This is a genomic window from Nocardia sp. NPDC059180 (assembly GCF_042754945.1).
GTDB lineage: Bacteria > Actinomycetota > Actinomycetes > Mycobacteriales > Mycobacteriaceae > Nocardia.
The window spans coordinates 1286715-1300446 of record NZ_JBHZBU010000001.1; the positions used below are offsets into that span (position 1 = coordinate 1286715).

The 13732-nt window shown below is 65.1% G+C and carries 21 protein-coding genes; 17 read left to right on the plus strand and 4 right to left on the minus strand.

All coding sequences use genetic code 11. From position 1 onward, the window contains the following. Positions 1-18: 18 nt before the first annotated feature. Positions 19-501 (minus strand): hypothetical protein, encoded by a 483-nt coding sequence (locus ACFXNW_RS05910; RefSeq protein WP_379416174.1) that lies wholly within the window; start codon positions 499-501, stop codon positions 19-21. A gap of 72 nt (positions 502-573) precedes the next feature. Between ACFXNW_RS05910 and ACFXNW_RS05915 the strand changes: the two genes are divergently transcribed. The 3 genes from ACFXNW_RS05915 (at position 574) to ACFXNW_RS05925 (ending at position 2731) form a co-directional block, all read left to right on the plus strand. Further along, a complete protein-coding gene (locus ACFXNW_RS05915) occupies positions 574-1797 on the plus strand; it encodes a multiprotein-bridging factor 1 family protein (RefSeq protein WP_379416176.1) in 1224 nt (407 codons plus the stop codon). A 329-nt stretch (positions 1798-2126) separates the two neighbouring features. Then, positions 2127-2381, plus strand: coding sequence for a GntR family transcriptional regulator (locus tag ACFXNW_RS05920; protein ID WP_379416178.1), 255 nt, complete (start codon positions 2127-2129; stop codon positions 2379-2381). Between the two features lie 116 nt (positions 2382-2497). Then, complete coding sequence (locus ACFXNW_RS05925; protein WP_379416179.1) at positions 2498-2731, plus strand: hypothetical protein; 234 nt, start codon at positions 2498-2500, stop codon at positions 2729-2731. A 163-nt stretch (positions 2732-2894) separates the two neighbouring features. Here ACFXNW_RS05925 and ACFXNW_RS05930 read toward each other — a convergent pair whose 3' ends face one another. Together ACFXNW_RS05930 and ACFXNW_RS05935 are read right to left on the minus strand one after the other, a co-directional pair. After that, entirely contained in the window at positions 2895-3158 is a 264-nt protein-coding gene (locus tag ACFXNW_RS05930; protein ID WP_379416182.1) for a hypothetical protein, read from the minus strand. A 169-nt stretch (positions 3159-3327) separates the two neighbouring features. Then, positions 3328-3981: a Uma2 family endonuclease gene (locus ACFXNW_RS05935; RefSeq protein WP_379416184.1), complete on the minus strand. Its 654-nt coding sequence runs from the start codon at positions 3979-3981 to the stop codon at positions 3328-3330. A gap of 162 nt (positions 3982-4143) precedes the next feature. Between ACFXNW_RS05935 and ACFXNW_RS05940 the strand changes: the two genes are divergently transcribed. The 11 genes from ACFXNW_RS05940 to map all read left to right on the plus strand — a co-directional run bounded on the left by ACFXNW_RS05940 (position 4144) and on the right by map (position 11496). Next, positions 4144-4914 (plus strand): AAA family ATPase, encoded by a 771-nt coding sequence (locus ACFXNW_RS05940; protein WP_379416318.1) that lies wholly within the window; start codon positions 4144-4146, stop codon positions 4912-4914. A gap of 44 nt (positions 4915-4958) precedes the next feature. Beyond that, on the plus strand, positions 4959-5360 hold the full coding sequence (locus tag ACFXNW_RS05945; protein ID WP_379416185.1) for a hypothetical protein: 402 nt from the start codon (positions 4959-4961) through the stop codon (positions 5358-5360). A gap of 577 nt (positions 5361-5937) precedes the next feature. Next, positions 5938-6336, plus strand: coding sequence for a 30S ribosomal protein S8 (gene rpsH / locus ACFXNW_RS05950; RefSeq protein WP_163823640.1), 399 nt, complete (start codon positions 5938-5940; stop codon positions 6334-6336). A 13-nt stretch (positions 6337-6349) separates the two neighbouring features. Next, positions 6350-6889, plus strand: coding sequence for a 50S ribosomal protein L6 (gene rplF, locus ACFXNW_RS05955; protein WP_379416186.1), 540 nt, complete (start codon positions 6350-6352; stop codon positions 6887-6889). A gap of 2 nt (positions 6890-6891) precedes the next feature. Beyond that, positions 6892-7299: a 50S ribosomal protein L18 gene (gene rplR / locus ACFXNW_RS05960; RefSeq protein ID WP_379416188.1), complete on the plus strand. Its 408-nt coding sequence runs from the start codon at positions 6892-6894 to the stop codon at positions 7297-7299. A gap of 31 nt (positions 7300-7330) precedes the next feature. Further along, positions 7331-7996 (plus strand): 30S ribosomal protein S5, encoded by a 666-nt coding sequence (gene rpsE / locus ACFXNW_RS05965; RefSeq protein WP_379416189.1) that lies wholly within the window; start codon positions 7331-7333, stop codon positions 7994-7996. Then, entirely contained in the window at positions 7997-8176 is a 180-nt protein-coding gene (gene rpmD / locus ACFXNW_RS05970) for a 50S ribosomal protein L30 (RefSeq protein ID WP_040864898.1), read from the plus strand. 1 nt (position 8177) lies between these two features. Next, positions 8178-8621 carry a 50S ribosomal protein L15 gene (gene rplO, locus ACFXNW_RS05975; RefSeq protein WP_379416190.1) on the plus strand — a complete coding sequence of 148 codons (444 nt, stop codon included), beginning with the start codon at positions 8178-8180 and terminating at the stop codon, positions 8619-8621. A gap of 177 nt (positions 8622-8798) precedes the next feature. After that, positions 8799-10121 (plus strand): preprotein translocase subunit SecY, encoded by a 1323-nt coding sequence (secY, locus tag ACFXNW_RS05980; protein ID WP_379416191.1) that lies wholly within the window; start codon positions 8799-8801, stop codon positions 10119-10121. Then, positions 10118-10663 (plus strand): adenylate kinase, encoded by a 546-nt coding sequence (locus tag ACFXNW_RS05985; RefSeq protein WP_379416192.1) that lies wholly within the window; start codon positions 10118-10120, stop codon positions 10661-10663. The genes secY and ACFXNW_RS05985 overlap by 4 nt, the downstream gene beginning before the upstream one ends. 32 nt (positions 10664-10695) lie before the next feature. Further along, positions 10696-11496, plus strand: coding sequence for a type I methionyl aminopeptidase (gene map / locus ACFXNW_RS05990; protein WP_379416193.1), 801 nt, complete (start codon positions 10696-10698; stop codon positions 11494-11496). Between the two features lie 124 nt (positions 11497-11620). On the opposite strand, the gene dtd is transcribed toward map, so the two are convergent. After that, positions 11621-12064 (minus strand): D-aminoacyl-tRNA deacylase, encoded by a 444-nt coding sequence (gene dtd, locus ACFXNW_RS05995; protein WP_379416319.1) that lies wholly within the window; start codon positions 12062-12064, stop codon positions 11621-11623. Between the two features lie 194 nt (positions 12065-12258). Between dtd and ACFXNW_RS06000 the strand changes: the two genes are divergently transcribed. From ACFXNW_RS06000 to ACFXNW_RS06010, 3 genes are all read left to right on the plus strand, one after another. After that, complete coding sequence (locus tag ACFXNW_RS06000) at positions 12259-12744, plus strand: hypothetical protein (protein WP_379416194.1); 486 nt, start codon at positions 12259-12261, stop codon at positions 12742-12744. Between the two features lie 133 nt (positions 12745-12877). Beyond that, positions 12878-13195 carry a hypothetical protein gene (locus ACFXNW_RS06005; RefSeq protein WP_379416195.1) on the plus strand — a complete coding sequence of 106 codons (318 nt, stop codon included), beginning with the start codon at positions 12878-12880 and terminating at the stop codon, positions 13193-13195. Positions 13196-13213: 18 nt separating this feature from the next. Then, complete coding sequence (locus tag ACFXNW_RS06010) at positions 13214-13726, plus strand: YbaB/EbfC family nucleoid-associated protein (RefSeq protein WP_379416196.1); 513 nt, start codon at positions 13214-13216, stop codon at positions 13724-13726. Positions 13727-13732 lie beyond the last annotated feature (6 nt).

Here is a 13732-nt window from a genome sequence, read left to right on the forward strand (position 1 = left end):
TTTGGTCGAGGTATCCGTCTATGTGCGTTTGGAATTCGGCGGCCACACCACCGTTACTTTCCGGCCGGTCTTGCTGGCGTAGCCCACTGCATCTGCTGTGCCACCGCGACCGTCCGGGGGGCTTCCATCCCAGACCACGATGAGCCGGTCACTGCGGTTGATGAGCTCCTTGCTGGCGGCAAAATACGCATCGGGACCTGAGGCGGCGAATGGAAGCTCGTGTACAGCTCGAGCATTCGCGATGAACTCGTCGACACGCCTGCGGTCGGCGGGTTCGCGGATTCCCGATACGTAGTCCGCTGCGGGAATCACGGCTTCGATGGCGCCGCCCAGTTCGAGTACGATCTGGGCGAAGATCTGATCTGCACCCCGTCCCAGGCAGGTGATGCCGACGAGGCCGGTGCTCGCATAGGGGCGCAGGACGGCGCGTATCTCATCGCCGACAAGCGCCTGAGTCGCTGCGCTGAGGTTCGAGTGACCGGTGATTCCGATTGTCGTCATTGCGGCTCTTTCGCTGTCGGCGTTAGTCTGGCCGCCTACTTTCTACGCTGTGCATCGCAAAGGTGGATCATCGTGGACTTCTCGGGGTTGACTACGGGCGAGCGTATCCGTCTCCGGCGCGAGGGGCGTGGGATGAGTCGCGCCGTGGTGGCGGGGCTGGTCGGGCGCAGCACGGATTGGCTGAAGAAGATCGAGCGAGACGAGCGCCAGCTGCGATCGCTGCCTTTGCTGCTGCAACTGGCGTCCGTGTTGGGGGTATCGGATCTGTCCGAACTGACCGGTGAGAGTCCGGTGCAGGTGGCGGCATGGGCGAAGGTTGGGCACCCAGCGGTCCCGGAAATCCGGCGGGCCATGCGGGAGGTCTCCTTCGGTGCTGTGGAGTCCAGTCAGCTGACGCCGAACGAATTGCATCGTCGAGTCGACGCGGCGTGGCTGCTCTGGCACTCGTCTCCCCGGCAGCGAACGGAAGTCGGCGCACTCCTTCCGGGCCTGATTCGGCACGCGCACGCGTGCGTGCGGGCGAATGAGGGCGTGGAGCGTCGACGTGCTGGCGCTGCGGCCGGAGACCTGTATCGACTTGTGCAGAGGCTTCTCGCCCACATCTGCGAACCTGAGCTGCACGCGCTAGCGGTGGAGCGTGGTCGAGCGATGTCCGAGGAAGCGGATACTCCACTTGCACGCGCATCAGCGGCATGGTCATCGGCAGTCAGTCTTTGCGCGTCCGGGCACTACGAGGATGCTGTTCAGCTGGTGGACGTGGGCACGGACGTTCTCCGACCACTGGTCGAGAACGGTTCGCCGGCGGCCATGGGCGTGTATGGCGCTCTTCAGCTCGAAGCTGCGGCGGCGTACGGGCTGGCGGGGCGCGACGGGGACGCGTTCCGATACCTCGACGCGGCTGAAGTGACTGCGAGGCGTTTGCCGGAAGGCTATTGGCACCCCCAGACAGCATTCGAGCGCGGGAATGTGCAGATCCTGGCTGTCATCGTCAACAGATCTCTGCGTAAGCCGGGCACTGCGATCAGTACCGCAGGCCGGATCGATCTTCCGGCAGTGCCCTCAGCGATGCGCCGGTCTCGCCTGCTGCTGGAGACTGCCGAGGCCTTCGCCGACCGTCGCGAGATTTCGACGGCTGTAATGTATTTGGACTCAGCCGCGAGGGTCTCGACCGAGGCCGTAGCCCTCATTCCGTGGGCACGTACCCTCGCCGATGAATTGGCTGCGAGCGCAACAGGTGTGGAACGACGACAAGCGACCGAGCTGGCTGCGCGGTTCAAGTCCGTCGTTCTGGCTTGAACAGTGGGGGACAAGCAGTCCCCGATGGGGTGATCCAGCCGTCATAGCGTCGTGCAATGACCGCACGAACAACATCCGAAATATGTCCGGCAGCACCGTCATTCCTGAACCGTTCGATCGGATTCGTACGCTCTGGTGGGGTACTCCCACGGCGATCGCCCGCCCGGCGCGATCCCGGAGGTTCATTACACGACCGCTCGGCCGATGCTCGGCCATGGGCGACTGATCTGACGACCTTGAAACGATTGTCGACTGCGCTCCGTGAATGGTCTGGGCCATCATCCCTCGACACTTCAAATCAGGGACACTTGGCGGCCAGGACAGTACCCTTGATCGTCGACTGCACCCGCGTGGTCATCCTGGTCCAGCTGGAGCCGGGTGATGAACTCGGCATCGAGAAACTGGCAGCGGCGGCAGATCTCACTGTGCGGACTGTCCGCCGTGCCTTGGATGACCTGGTGGCCGCTGACCTTGTGGTGCCGGTACTGGGGAAGCCTCGCTGGAAGCTGACCGCATACGGTGCCTCGTGGGTGAAGACCTCAGAAGGCCGGCTGATTCGCGAATTCGGGCGGAGCAGAAGGTGAAGCCACGCGCGCTCGGATACCTGAGGGCAGATAGGTCGGTGCCGAATCAGCGGCGCGACGAAGTGCAGATCCGAAGCCTAGCAACGCGTTATGGATACTCGCTGTGCAAGACAATCGTGTTCACTGCCTCGACTCCGGACCCGATCCAGCAGCTGATCGACGCCGTTCGCCGCGCAGCCGCCGAAGCGGTATTCGCCCCGGACGATTCGCATTTCGACGGCCTTGTCCCCGTCGCGCTGGTCGCGGTCGCGGATGTGGTGACTGTGCGGCCGGAGGAAACGTTCGCCCGGTGGTCTACCGGCGAGATCCACGGGTCGGACGGAGTATCGATCAAGCGGTGGCAGCGGTAGCTGCCACTTCTGGTCGGAATGAGGTCGTGTTCGTAATCTGCAGGAACCTGATGAGGGCACAGACTCGTGGAGTCCGTGCCCTCATTGTGTTCGATCGCGTGCCGGGCGCTGTCCTGGTCCAATCGCGATGCCCACACGAACAGGGTGTCGTGCGGGTTTGCGATCACCAGGGCAGGCAGCCAGCCAGCTTGAGGCGGGTGGCCAGGCCCGAACCGACGGTGGTGCTCGATCCCTGTCCGGTGGTCAGGGCCAGCAGCACATCAACGCCGAGTCCGGCGCCGATGGAGCAGCCGAGCAGATTGATATCGATCGTGATCCGCTCCTCGGGTGCCCCCGGCAGTGGCTCGTCGGCGTGGGCCGGGCTCGCCACGGCCACGGTCGCCGCCGCCAGTGCCGCAGCGGCGATGCCTGCTTTGATGGATCGCACCTAATCCTCCTCGTATGCGCCATTCGGCGCGGTTGCGTGCCGGGCGAAGTCTGCGCTCATGCGGTACTCCGCCGTCCCGGATCGGCGGCCGCTGCCTACTTGTTGACCGGGGCGGCAGGGCGAAAACCTCGAGTGGTGCAGGCCTCGTCGCGTGGGGCCGCCGCATCGATCAGAATTCGAGTTCGGCCCATGGGATGTGGATCGAGAATGGGTGCTCGGCGACGATGGCGTCGGAATCCTTGGGCGACCAATTCCCGGTGAGCAGGTAGTTCGCCGGATGCAGCGGGCGAACTCCCGCCGGCAGCGTGCCGTGAGTGGATTCCAGCGCGTAGGCGTGCACCATGGCGATCGCACTCTTCTCGCGTTCGAGTGTCACCTCCCAGTACCACGGGATGCCTGCCCTTGCGTAGCGGGCCTTCTTGGCTTCCATATCGGTCTGGGTATTCGACGGGGAGAGAACCTCGCCTGCAAGCAGGACATCGCTGGCACGGATGTCTTGGTAAGGAGCGTCCAGGCAGCGATAAACCAGGAAGTCGGGTGTGACGAAGTCCGACTTCCCGGATTCGCCGAAGAAGACGTTGGTCTCGAAGTCGACTCGCCAGCATCGCTCGGTGTCCCCTGCCATCCCTTCGCGCGCGCAGCGCTTGAATGCACTGGTCAGCGCGAACGTGAAGGCTTGATGCTCGGCCGGCCCGCGGCGTAGCCACACCACGCGTCCATCCCATAGCTCGATCTGGGCAGCGATCTCTTCGGGGAGCTGCTCTAGCTCCTCCCAGGTCATGTACTCGGGCAGGTCAGGACGCTGACTCCGCGGGCTCGACATGGCCCAATCATAGATTGGCACTCAGGGTGTTTCTGCTGGATATTGCTAGGAACAAGGCAGACTCGTGCACGGAATCCGAGCGGCGAACTATTGCTACTCTGCGAGCATGGCGATTCATCTGCTCCGCAGGGGTGTCGCATTGCCGATCGGGGCGCAGCTGTGATGCGCACACGGTTCGGTGCCGCGTCCGGTGGTTTCATCCGGCAGGTTCGCCTCGATGCCGATACCCCGATCGACCGCTATCCCTTCGACCTACCGGTTGTCGAAGAGCTGGCCCGGCTGGATGGTCTCGATATCGCTCCCGGAGTGACGTTTCTGGTGGGCGAGAACGGCTCGGGAAAGTCGACGCTGATCGAGGCGATCGCGGTGGCTGCGGGGTTCAACCCGGAGGGCGGCAGCCAGAACTTCCGGTTCGCGACCAGGGCGACGGAGTCGTCGCTCGGCGATCACCTGATGCTTTCGTGGGGGTTGTCCAAACCGCGCACCGGGTTCTTCTTGCGTGCGGAGTCCTATTACAACGTCGCCTCCGAGATCGAACGGCTCGGACCGTCGCTGGTGCCCTCCTACGGCGGGGTCTCGCCGCACGAGCGTTCGCACGGGGAATCCTTCGTGGACCTCGTGGTCCATCGATTCGGCCCACACGGCCTGTATCTGCTGGATGAACCGGAGGCCGCATTGTCGGTCAGCGGGTGCATGGCGGTGCTCGCGCGACTCGCCGACCTGACCGATCAGGACTGCCAGGCCATCGTGGCTACCCATTCGCCTGTTCTGCTCGCCCTGCCCGGAGCGACCATCTACGAGATCGGCGACGACGGAACCATCGGCCGCGTCGAGTACGACGAAGCGCTGCCGGTCCGGCTCACCCGGGACTTCCTCGCCGCCCCGGAGAAATTCCTGCGGCACCTGCTCGGCGACGAGACCGCGCCCGAGTGATTCGGGGCATGACCGTCGATGCCGCTCGGCTCTACCGTCGGTGAATGAGGATCGTTGCTTCGGGGGCTGTGCTCGCGGGGGTTGCGATGCTCGCCGTGCTGGGTGGATCGGGCTCCGCAGTTGCGCAGCAACCGGCTGACTTGCAGGTGAAGGCCGGATGCGGCTATCCGATGAACCACACGGTGGTGGTGCGCAACCACGGCCCCGGGCCGGCACACGACGTCACCATTCGCTACTGGTCCGCATTCGGCCCGGTGGGTGAGCGCCACGAGCCGGTCATCGAATCGGGCCGCGCCGCCGTCTACGACCTCGGCCCCATGCGCACCCTGGAACTCGCCGCAGTCACGGCCACGAGCTCGACTCCCGATGCCGTGCCCGGCAACAACCAGGGGATCTTCCCCACCCTGCACCTTCGCATTCACCCGATGCCCTGCTTCCTGTGGTGAGCGGCCGGGCATGAGGTGATCGCGGGAGGTTCACGTCGTTCTGCAGTCGCGTCGTTTCTGACGTCTTTGGTCAGAATCTCGTCGACCCGGTTGGCCAGAGTCGGATCACCGCTAGCGAATCTGCGCAGCAGTAGTGGCTGAGCGCGACGTCGTAGTCGCATGGCGCCGAGGCGGACGGGTTCAGGGCTCTGCGGGTCAGGCGGTCTCGACCTGGGCGACCGATCGGTGTCCATATGCGCAGGATATGCATATATATGGCCAGAATCGTTCCGATCGAATCGAGGGACGCAAACTTATACATGAACGGCTTCGCTTGCGGAGGATCGCGAGTGTGCGGCGTCCGGCTCCGACTCCGATTTGGTCGTGACCAGGCCCCCGTCTACACTAGACCGGTTGCCTGGGCACCTCTGTGTCCGCATGCGGTCTGCGCGTGTGGACTGCTCGGGCGATACGAACTCATCCGGTCGGCAAGTGCAGGCCGGACCAGCCGAATTGTTGTAGGCCCACGATCTGCAGGCCCGAAAGGGTCGCGGGTGCTGTATGGGAACCGCAGCGAGAAAGGTGTCGAGGTCGAACTATGACCATGACTGATCCGATCGCAGACTTCCTGACGCGTCTGCGCAACGCCAACTCGGCGTACCACGATCAGGTGAAGGCTCCGCACTCCAAGCTCAAGGCGAACATCGCCGAGATCCTGAAGCGCGAGGGTTACATCGCCGATTACCGCACCGAAGACGCGACCGTGGGCAAGAGCCTCGTCGTCGATCTGAAGTACGGCCCCAGCCGTGAGCGCAGCCTGCAGGGCCTGCGTCGCGTCTCGAAGCCGGGTCTGCGTGTGTACGCGAAGTCCACCAACCTGCCCAAGGTCCTCGGCGGCCTCGGCGTGGCGATCATCTCCACGTCGACCGGTCTGCTGACAGACCGTCAGGCGGCCAAAGCCGGCGTGGGCGGCGAAGTCCTCGCCTACGTCTGGTAAGGGAGGTAGAGACATGTCGCGTATTGGTAAGCAGCCCATCGCCATCCCCTCCGGCGTCGATGTCACCATCGACGGCCAGGACGTCGCAGTGAAGGGCCCCAAGGGCCAGCTGTCACTGACGGTGTCCGAGCCGATCACCGTCACCAAGGGTGACGACGGTCAGCTCGCGGTCGGCCGTCCCGACGACGAGCGCCGCAGCCGTGCACTGCACGGCCTGACCCGCACCCTGGTCGCCAACATGATCGAAGGCGTCACCAAGGGCTACGAGAAGAAGCTCGAGATCGCAGGCGTCGGTTACCGCGTCGCGCTCAAGGGCCAGAACCTCGAATTCGCCCTCGGCTACAGCCACCCGGTCGTTGCCGAGCCCCCGCAGGGCATCACCTTCGCGGTGGAATCGCCCACCAAGTTCTCGGTGGCCGGTATCGACAAGCAGTTGGTCGGCGAGGTCGCCGCCAACATCCGCAAGTACCGGAAGCCGGAGCCGTACAAGGGCAAGGGCATCCGCTACGCCGGCGAGAACGTTCGCCGCAAGGTCGGAAAGACGGGTAAGTGATCATGGCGCAAACCGAGAATCAGAAGGCCAAGCGCATTCCGCTGGGCAAGGATGCTTCCACCCGGCGTCGGCTGTCGAAGACCCGCCGCCACTTCCGTCTGCGCAAGAAGGTCGCCGGCACCACCGCGCGTCCGCGTCTGGTCGTGCACCGCTCCTCGCGGCACCTGCACGCGCAGCTGGTCGACGACTCGATCGGCAAGACCATCGCCGCGGCCTCCAGCATCGAGGCCGATGTGCGCGCACTCGACGGCGACAAGACCGCCAAGGGCAAGAAGGTCGGCGAACTGCTCGCCGAGCGTGCCAAGGCAGCCGGTGTCGAGGCCGTCGTGTTCGACCGTGGTGGTCACGACTACCACGGTCGCATCGCCGCGCTGGCCGATGCCGCTCGTGAAGGCGGGTTGAAGTTCTGATGACTGCAAACATTTACGGAAGGAACGTCTGATGCCGGGACGTCAGAGGCGTGACGGCGGCAGCGGACCCGCCGGACAGCAGAATGGTGCCGCCGGTGGCGGCGACAACCGTGACGGCCGCGGCGGTGGCCGCGATCGTCGCGGCGGTGGTGACCGTCGGGACCAGCAGGCCGACAAGAACCAGCTCGAGCGCGTCGTCGCGATCAACCGCGTCTCCAAGGTCGTGAAGGGTGGTCGTCGCTTCAGCTTCACCGCCCTCGTCATCGTCGGTGACGGCAACGGCCTGGTCGGTGTCGGCTACGGCAAGGCCAAGGAAGTTCCCGCGGCCATCCAGAAGGGCGTCGAGGAAGCACGCAAGAACTTCTTCCGCGTCCCGATGATCGGCTCGACGGTCACCCACCCGGTGCAGGGCGAGGCGGCGGCCGGTGTGGTCATGCTGCGTCCGGCTTCCCCGGGTACCGGTGTCATCGCCGGTGGCGCCGCGCGCGCCGTGCTGGAGTGCGCCGGTATTCATGACATCTTGGCGAAGTCGCTCGGTAGTGACAACGCCATCAACGTCGTGCACGCGACGGTTGCCGCTCTCAAGATGCTGCAGCGCCCCGAAGAGGTCGCGGCCCGTCGTGGCCTGCCCCTCGAGGACGTCGCTCCGGCAGGCATGCTGCGTGCGCGCGCTCAGGTGGCTGGAGGTGCCAGGTAAATGGCAGATCTCAAGGTGACCCAGATCAAGAGTTCGATCGGCGCCAAGCAGAATCAGCGGGACAGCCTGCGTACCCTCGGCCTGCGGGGCATCCGCAAGACGGTGGTCCGTGAGGACAATGCCCAGAACCGTGGGCTGATCAACGTCGTGCGCCACCTCGTAACAGTTGAGGAGGTCTGACATGACCATCAAGTTGCATCACCTGCGTCCTGCCCCCGGCGCCAAGACCGATAAGACCCGTGTGGGTCGCGGTGAGGGCTCCAAGGGTAAGACCGCGGGCCGTGGTACCAAGGGCACCAAGGCTCGTAAGAATGTCCCGGCCGCCTTCGAGGGTGGGCAGATGCCGCTGCACATGCGGCTGCCCAAGCTCAAGGGCTTCACGAACCCGTTCCGGGTCGAGTACCAGGTCGTGAACGTCGGCGCCATTGCCGAGCTGTTCCCGCAGGGTGGCGAGATCGGCAAGGACGAGCTCGTCGCCGCCGGTGCGGTCCGCAAGAACCAGCTGGTCAAGGTTCTCGGCGAGGGCGAGATCGCCGTTGCCGTCCAGATCAGCGCGGACAAGTTCTCCGGCTCCGCCAAGGAGAAGATCACCGCGGCCGGTGGCACCGTCACCGAGCTCGGCTGACGTTAGGAATTCCACAGCGGCACCGGACGAGTGAAGAACTCGTCCGGTGCCACTGTTAGAGTTCAAGTGTTGTCTGCCAAGACTCGTCATGGGGTCGGCGTCGAGGGACCGGGTGTCACATTCCGCCCCACCGCCGAAAATTCCATGGCATGACCATGTCGTTCGCCAGGAGGATCTGTGCTTTCCGCCTTCGTATCGGCCTTCCGGACTCCGGACTTACGGCGGAAGATTCTCTTCACGCTGGGGTTGGTCGCGCTGTACCGTGCCGGTGCCGCGTTACCGTCGCCCGGCGTCGATTACCAAGCGGTCCAAGAGTGCGTCGACTTGGTCTCCGGCGGTGAAAACGCCGGTATCTACCAGCTGATCAACCTGTTCTCCGGTGGTGCGCTGCTGCAATTGTCGGTCTTCGCGATCGGCATCATGCCCTACATCACCGCGAGCATCATCATCCAGCTGCTGACGGTGGTCATTCCGCGGTTCGAGGAACTGCGGAAGGAAGGCCAGGCCGGCCAGACGAAGATGACGCAGTACACGCGTTATCTGTCGATCGCGCTCGCGGTTCTGCAGGCCACCGGTCTGGTCGCGCTCGCGGCCCGCGGTCAGCTGCTGCAAGGCTGTCAGCAGGACATTCTCGCCGATACCAGTATCTTCGGCATGATCATCATCGTGCTGGTCATGACGGCCGGTGCGGCCTTGGTCATGTGGTTCGGTGAGCAGATCACCGAGCGCGGTGTCGGCAACGGTATGTCGCTGCTGATCTTCGCCGGTATCGCCGCCCGCATCCCCACCGAGGGCAAGGCCATCCTGGACAGCCGCGGTGGCCTGGTGTTCGGTCTGGTGTGTCTGGCCGCGTTCGCGATCATCGTCGCGGTGATCTTCGTCGAACAGGGTCAGCGCCGGATTCCGGTGCAGTACGCCAAACGCGTCGTCGGCCGCAAGATGTACGGCGGATCGTCGACCTACCTGCCGTTGAAGGTGAACCAGGCCGGCGTCATCCCGGTGATCTTCGCGTCCTCGCTGCTGTATCTGCCGAATCTGATCGCGCAGCTGACCGGGTCGCAGAACAACCCTGACCCGAGCTGGTGGCAGGACATCATCCAGAAGTACCTGGTGAATCCGAGTAACCCGGTCTACATCGCGATCTACTTCGGCATGATCGTGTTCTTCACCTACTTCTATGTGGCGATCACCTTCAACCCGGAGGAACGCGCTGACGAGATGAAGAAGTTCGGTGGCTTCATTCCGGGCTACCGGCCCGGTAAGCCGACTGCCGATCATCTCAATTTCGTGTTGAGCCGCATCACCCTCCCCGGCTCGATCTACCTCGGCGCTGTGGCCGTCCTGCCGAACCTCTTCCTCGATATCGGCAATTCGGGCGGTGTGCAGAACCTGCCGTTCGGCGGCACCGCCGTGCTGATCATGGTGAGCGTCGGTTTGGACACCGTGAAGCAGATCGAAAGCCAACTGATGAATCGAAATTACGAAGGGTTCCTCAAGTGAGAGTTGTACTGCTCGGACCGCCGGGTGCAGGCAAGGGCACGCAAGCTGTTCTGCTGTCGGAAAAACTCGGCGTGCCACACATCTCCACGGGGGACCTGTTCCGCGCGAACATCAGCCAGCAGACCCCGCTGGGTCGCGAGGCACAGAAGTACATCGACGCAGGCGACCTGGTGCCCAGCGATGTGACCAACCGGATGGTCGAGGCCAGGGTGGCCGAGCCCGACGCGGTGAACGGTTTCGTGCTCGACGGTTACCCGCGCACGGTCGACCAGGCCGACGCGCTGGAGAAGATCCTCGGCGATATGGACAAGAAGCTGGACGCGGTCCTCTGCTTCGTCGTGCCCGAAGACGTGCTGACCGAGCGCATGCTCTCGCGCGGCCGCGGCGACGACAACGAGGACGTGATCCGCAACCGGCTCCGGGTGTACCGCTCGGAGACCGAGCCGCTGCTCGAGCATTACGACGGCCTGGTCGTCACCGTCGACGGTGTCGGCGAGATCGACGAGGTCAACTCCCGCGCCCTGGTCGCGCTGGGACACTGATCATCCACTCGACGATGGAGCACTGAGGCGCCATGGTTTTCGGCCGCAAGCGCAAGAAGGTGGTGCCGTTCCGCACGGCGGGTGAAGTGGACGCGATGGCGGCCGCGGGTGCGGTCGTCGGCCGCGCCCTGGTCGCCGTGCGGGCCGCTGCCGTGCCCGGCGCCTCGACGCTCGACCTCGACAAGGTCGCCGAGCAGGTCATTCGTGACGCCGGCGCGGTTCCGTCGTTCAAGGGGTATCAGGGTTTCCCCGCTTCGATCTGTGCTTCGGTCAACGACCGGGTGGTGCACGGCATCCCGTCCGCCGAGGAGGTCCTCGCCGAGGGCGATCTGGTGTCGATCGACTGCGGCGCCATCCTCGACGGCTGGCACGGCGATTCGGCGTGGACCTTCGGCGTCGGCGAACTCACCGAGGCCGACCGGCTGCTGAGCGAGGCCACCAGGCTCGCGATGGAGTCCGGTATCGAGGCGATGCTGCCGGAGAACCGGCTCTCCGATGTCTCCCACGCCATCGAGCTCGGCACCAGGGCCGCGGAGAAGGCGCACGGCCGCGCCTACGGCATCGTCGACGGATACGGCGGCCATGCCATCGGCCGCGAGATGCATATGGAGCCGTTCCTGCCGAATGAGGGCGAGCCGGGCAAGGGCCCGCTGCTCGTGGTCGGTTCCGTGCTGGCGATCGAGCCGATGCTGACGCTCGGCACCAGCGACACCGAGGTGCTCGACGACGACTGGACCGTGGTGACCGCCGACGGTACGCGGGCCGCGCACTGGGAGCACACCGTCGCCGTTACCGAAGACGGGCCGCGCATTCTGACTCCGCGCCCCGAGTAGTACCCGAGTTTTCGACGAGGCCCGCGCGATTGCGCGGGCCTTCGTCATGCCTCGAGAAATAGGTGTTTGCCGAATTCGCCTGTGCGACAACGATAGTTCGACGCCATCCGAGGTCGCTTCGGTGTCAGCCTTCCAGGAGGAGGGTGACCGGACCGTCGTTGGTGAGGTCGATGTGCATATGCGCACCGAAGCGGCCGGTGGCTACGGTGGCACCGAGGGCGCGCAGCGAGTCGGCGAAATGGTCGACCAGCGGTTCGGCCACCGGTCCTGGCGCGGCCGCGGACCAGGACGGACGCCGCCCCTTGCTGGTGTCGGCGTACAGGGTGAACTGGCTGACGACCAGGATCGGCGCGTCGAGGTCCGCGGCACTGCGCTCACCGTCGAGGACGCGCAGTCGCCACAGCTTGTCGGCCATGGCTGCGACATTGGTCTCGGTGTCGTCGTGGGTGATGCCGACCAGCGCCACCAGGCCATGCGGCGCTGCGTGAGCTCCGGGATCGATCCTTCCGACGGTCTCGCCGTCGACGGTCACCTCGGCCGATGTCACACGCTGCAACAGGACTCGCACGTCGGCCATCATTGCAGGCCGGTCGGGGCACCCGCCGTTCATGTCCGCGACACCGGGCATTCGACCGCACCCGGCATCGTGATCGCGGCAGCAGCTCAGACCAGGGCGCCTGCTCCGGTGGAATGGTCTGCTGTTCTCGGACGCGACACCGTGTCTGCGGCCATGGACCGGAGCGGGGAACGAGGAGGTGCGCGGTGCTGGTGGCCTACTGCCGTCGGTGGAACTTCCGCCGTGCGCGGGCGATGGACGTGCTGACCGCGGACCAGGCACGCGAACTCGACGCGGCAGGGCAGTGGTACACCGTCGTCCTCGGTGAAGAGACCGCACCCGGAGCGATCCTCGAGGTGGCCCGCGGCAACCGGCACATCACCACGAACTTCCTCGACGAACAGGGCAGGCAAGCCTTGGCCTACGACTTCCGTGCTGTCGACGACGAGCGCATGTTCATGGGGGTGGTCACCCGCTGGGGATTCGGAACGGCCGACGCGCGCAGTATTTCCGAAGCCGACATGGTCGACGTGCTGGCCTATCGCGCCGATGGTGTGGTGCGGCGTACTGTGCGCGACGGTCGCGAACAGCAGCGGCGCGTCACCGACTTCCACGATGTGCGCGTCGACCTCAACTGGGAGCCGGTCCCGGCGTTCGGCGACTGGACCTCGATCGCCCGCCGGGATCGCTGAGGTCGGCGTACCCGCGTGCCACCGCGGCGCCACCTCCGATTCAACTAGGCGCAACGCGTGATTCGTGATCGGCTGCCACAGTCGCAGACGAGCAGACGGAGTGCGGGGCCCGCACGGGCGGTGAGGAGCGAGCATGGGTGCCGACAAGGTCGATGTCGATCCCGACGATTTCCGTCGCGCCGCGGAGAAGACCGGTGGGGTGCGCGACAAGGTGCAGGGCATCCTCGACGGGCTGCAGACCTCGATCGCCTCGCGTGGCACGCCGTGGGGCAACGACAAGATGGGTGCGTCGTTCACCGACGGCGAGAACGGGTATTTCGCCGCTCGCGAGAGCTTGACCGGCAATCTGGACAATGTCGTCAACTCGTTCAACAACTTCCGCAGCGGCCAGGCGCAAACCGTGATCGCGTTGAACAAAATGGAACGCGGCAACGAAGACAGCTTCCAGTGATCGGGAGCCGCTGAGCCGATGGCGAACGAACAAGCGAAGGCCCAGCTGGCCGGTCTGGTCGACGAGGTCACCCAGCAGTTCCGGGAGATCGCGCGCATCCAGGACGAGCGCAATCAACTCACCGCAAGCGCGACCGTCCGGCGTAAGCGTGTCACCGTCACCGTGAACGCCGACGGCGCCGTCATCGAGACCAAATTCGGTCCGAATATCGAGGAGCTGACCTACCCCGAGATCGCCGCCGCCGTCACCGAAGCGGCGCAGAAGGCGACCGCCGAGGTGATGCGCAAGGGTCAGCAGCTGATGAGCCCGCTCGACGACAGGCGGGCGCGATTGCCGAAACTGTCCGACCTCATCGACGGTATGCCGGACCTCACCGGGCACCTGCCTACGCCGCAGCGCGCGTCTACCGCCTCGCCTGCCGCGCGCAACCGTGCGCTGGTCGAAGATGGCAGCACCGCACCGGAATTCGACAATGCCGAGGTGTTGAACAAGCCGGACGAGGACGGTGGAGTCACCGCTTCCGGCTGGTGAGCTGAC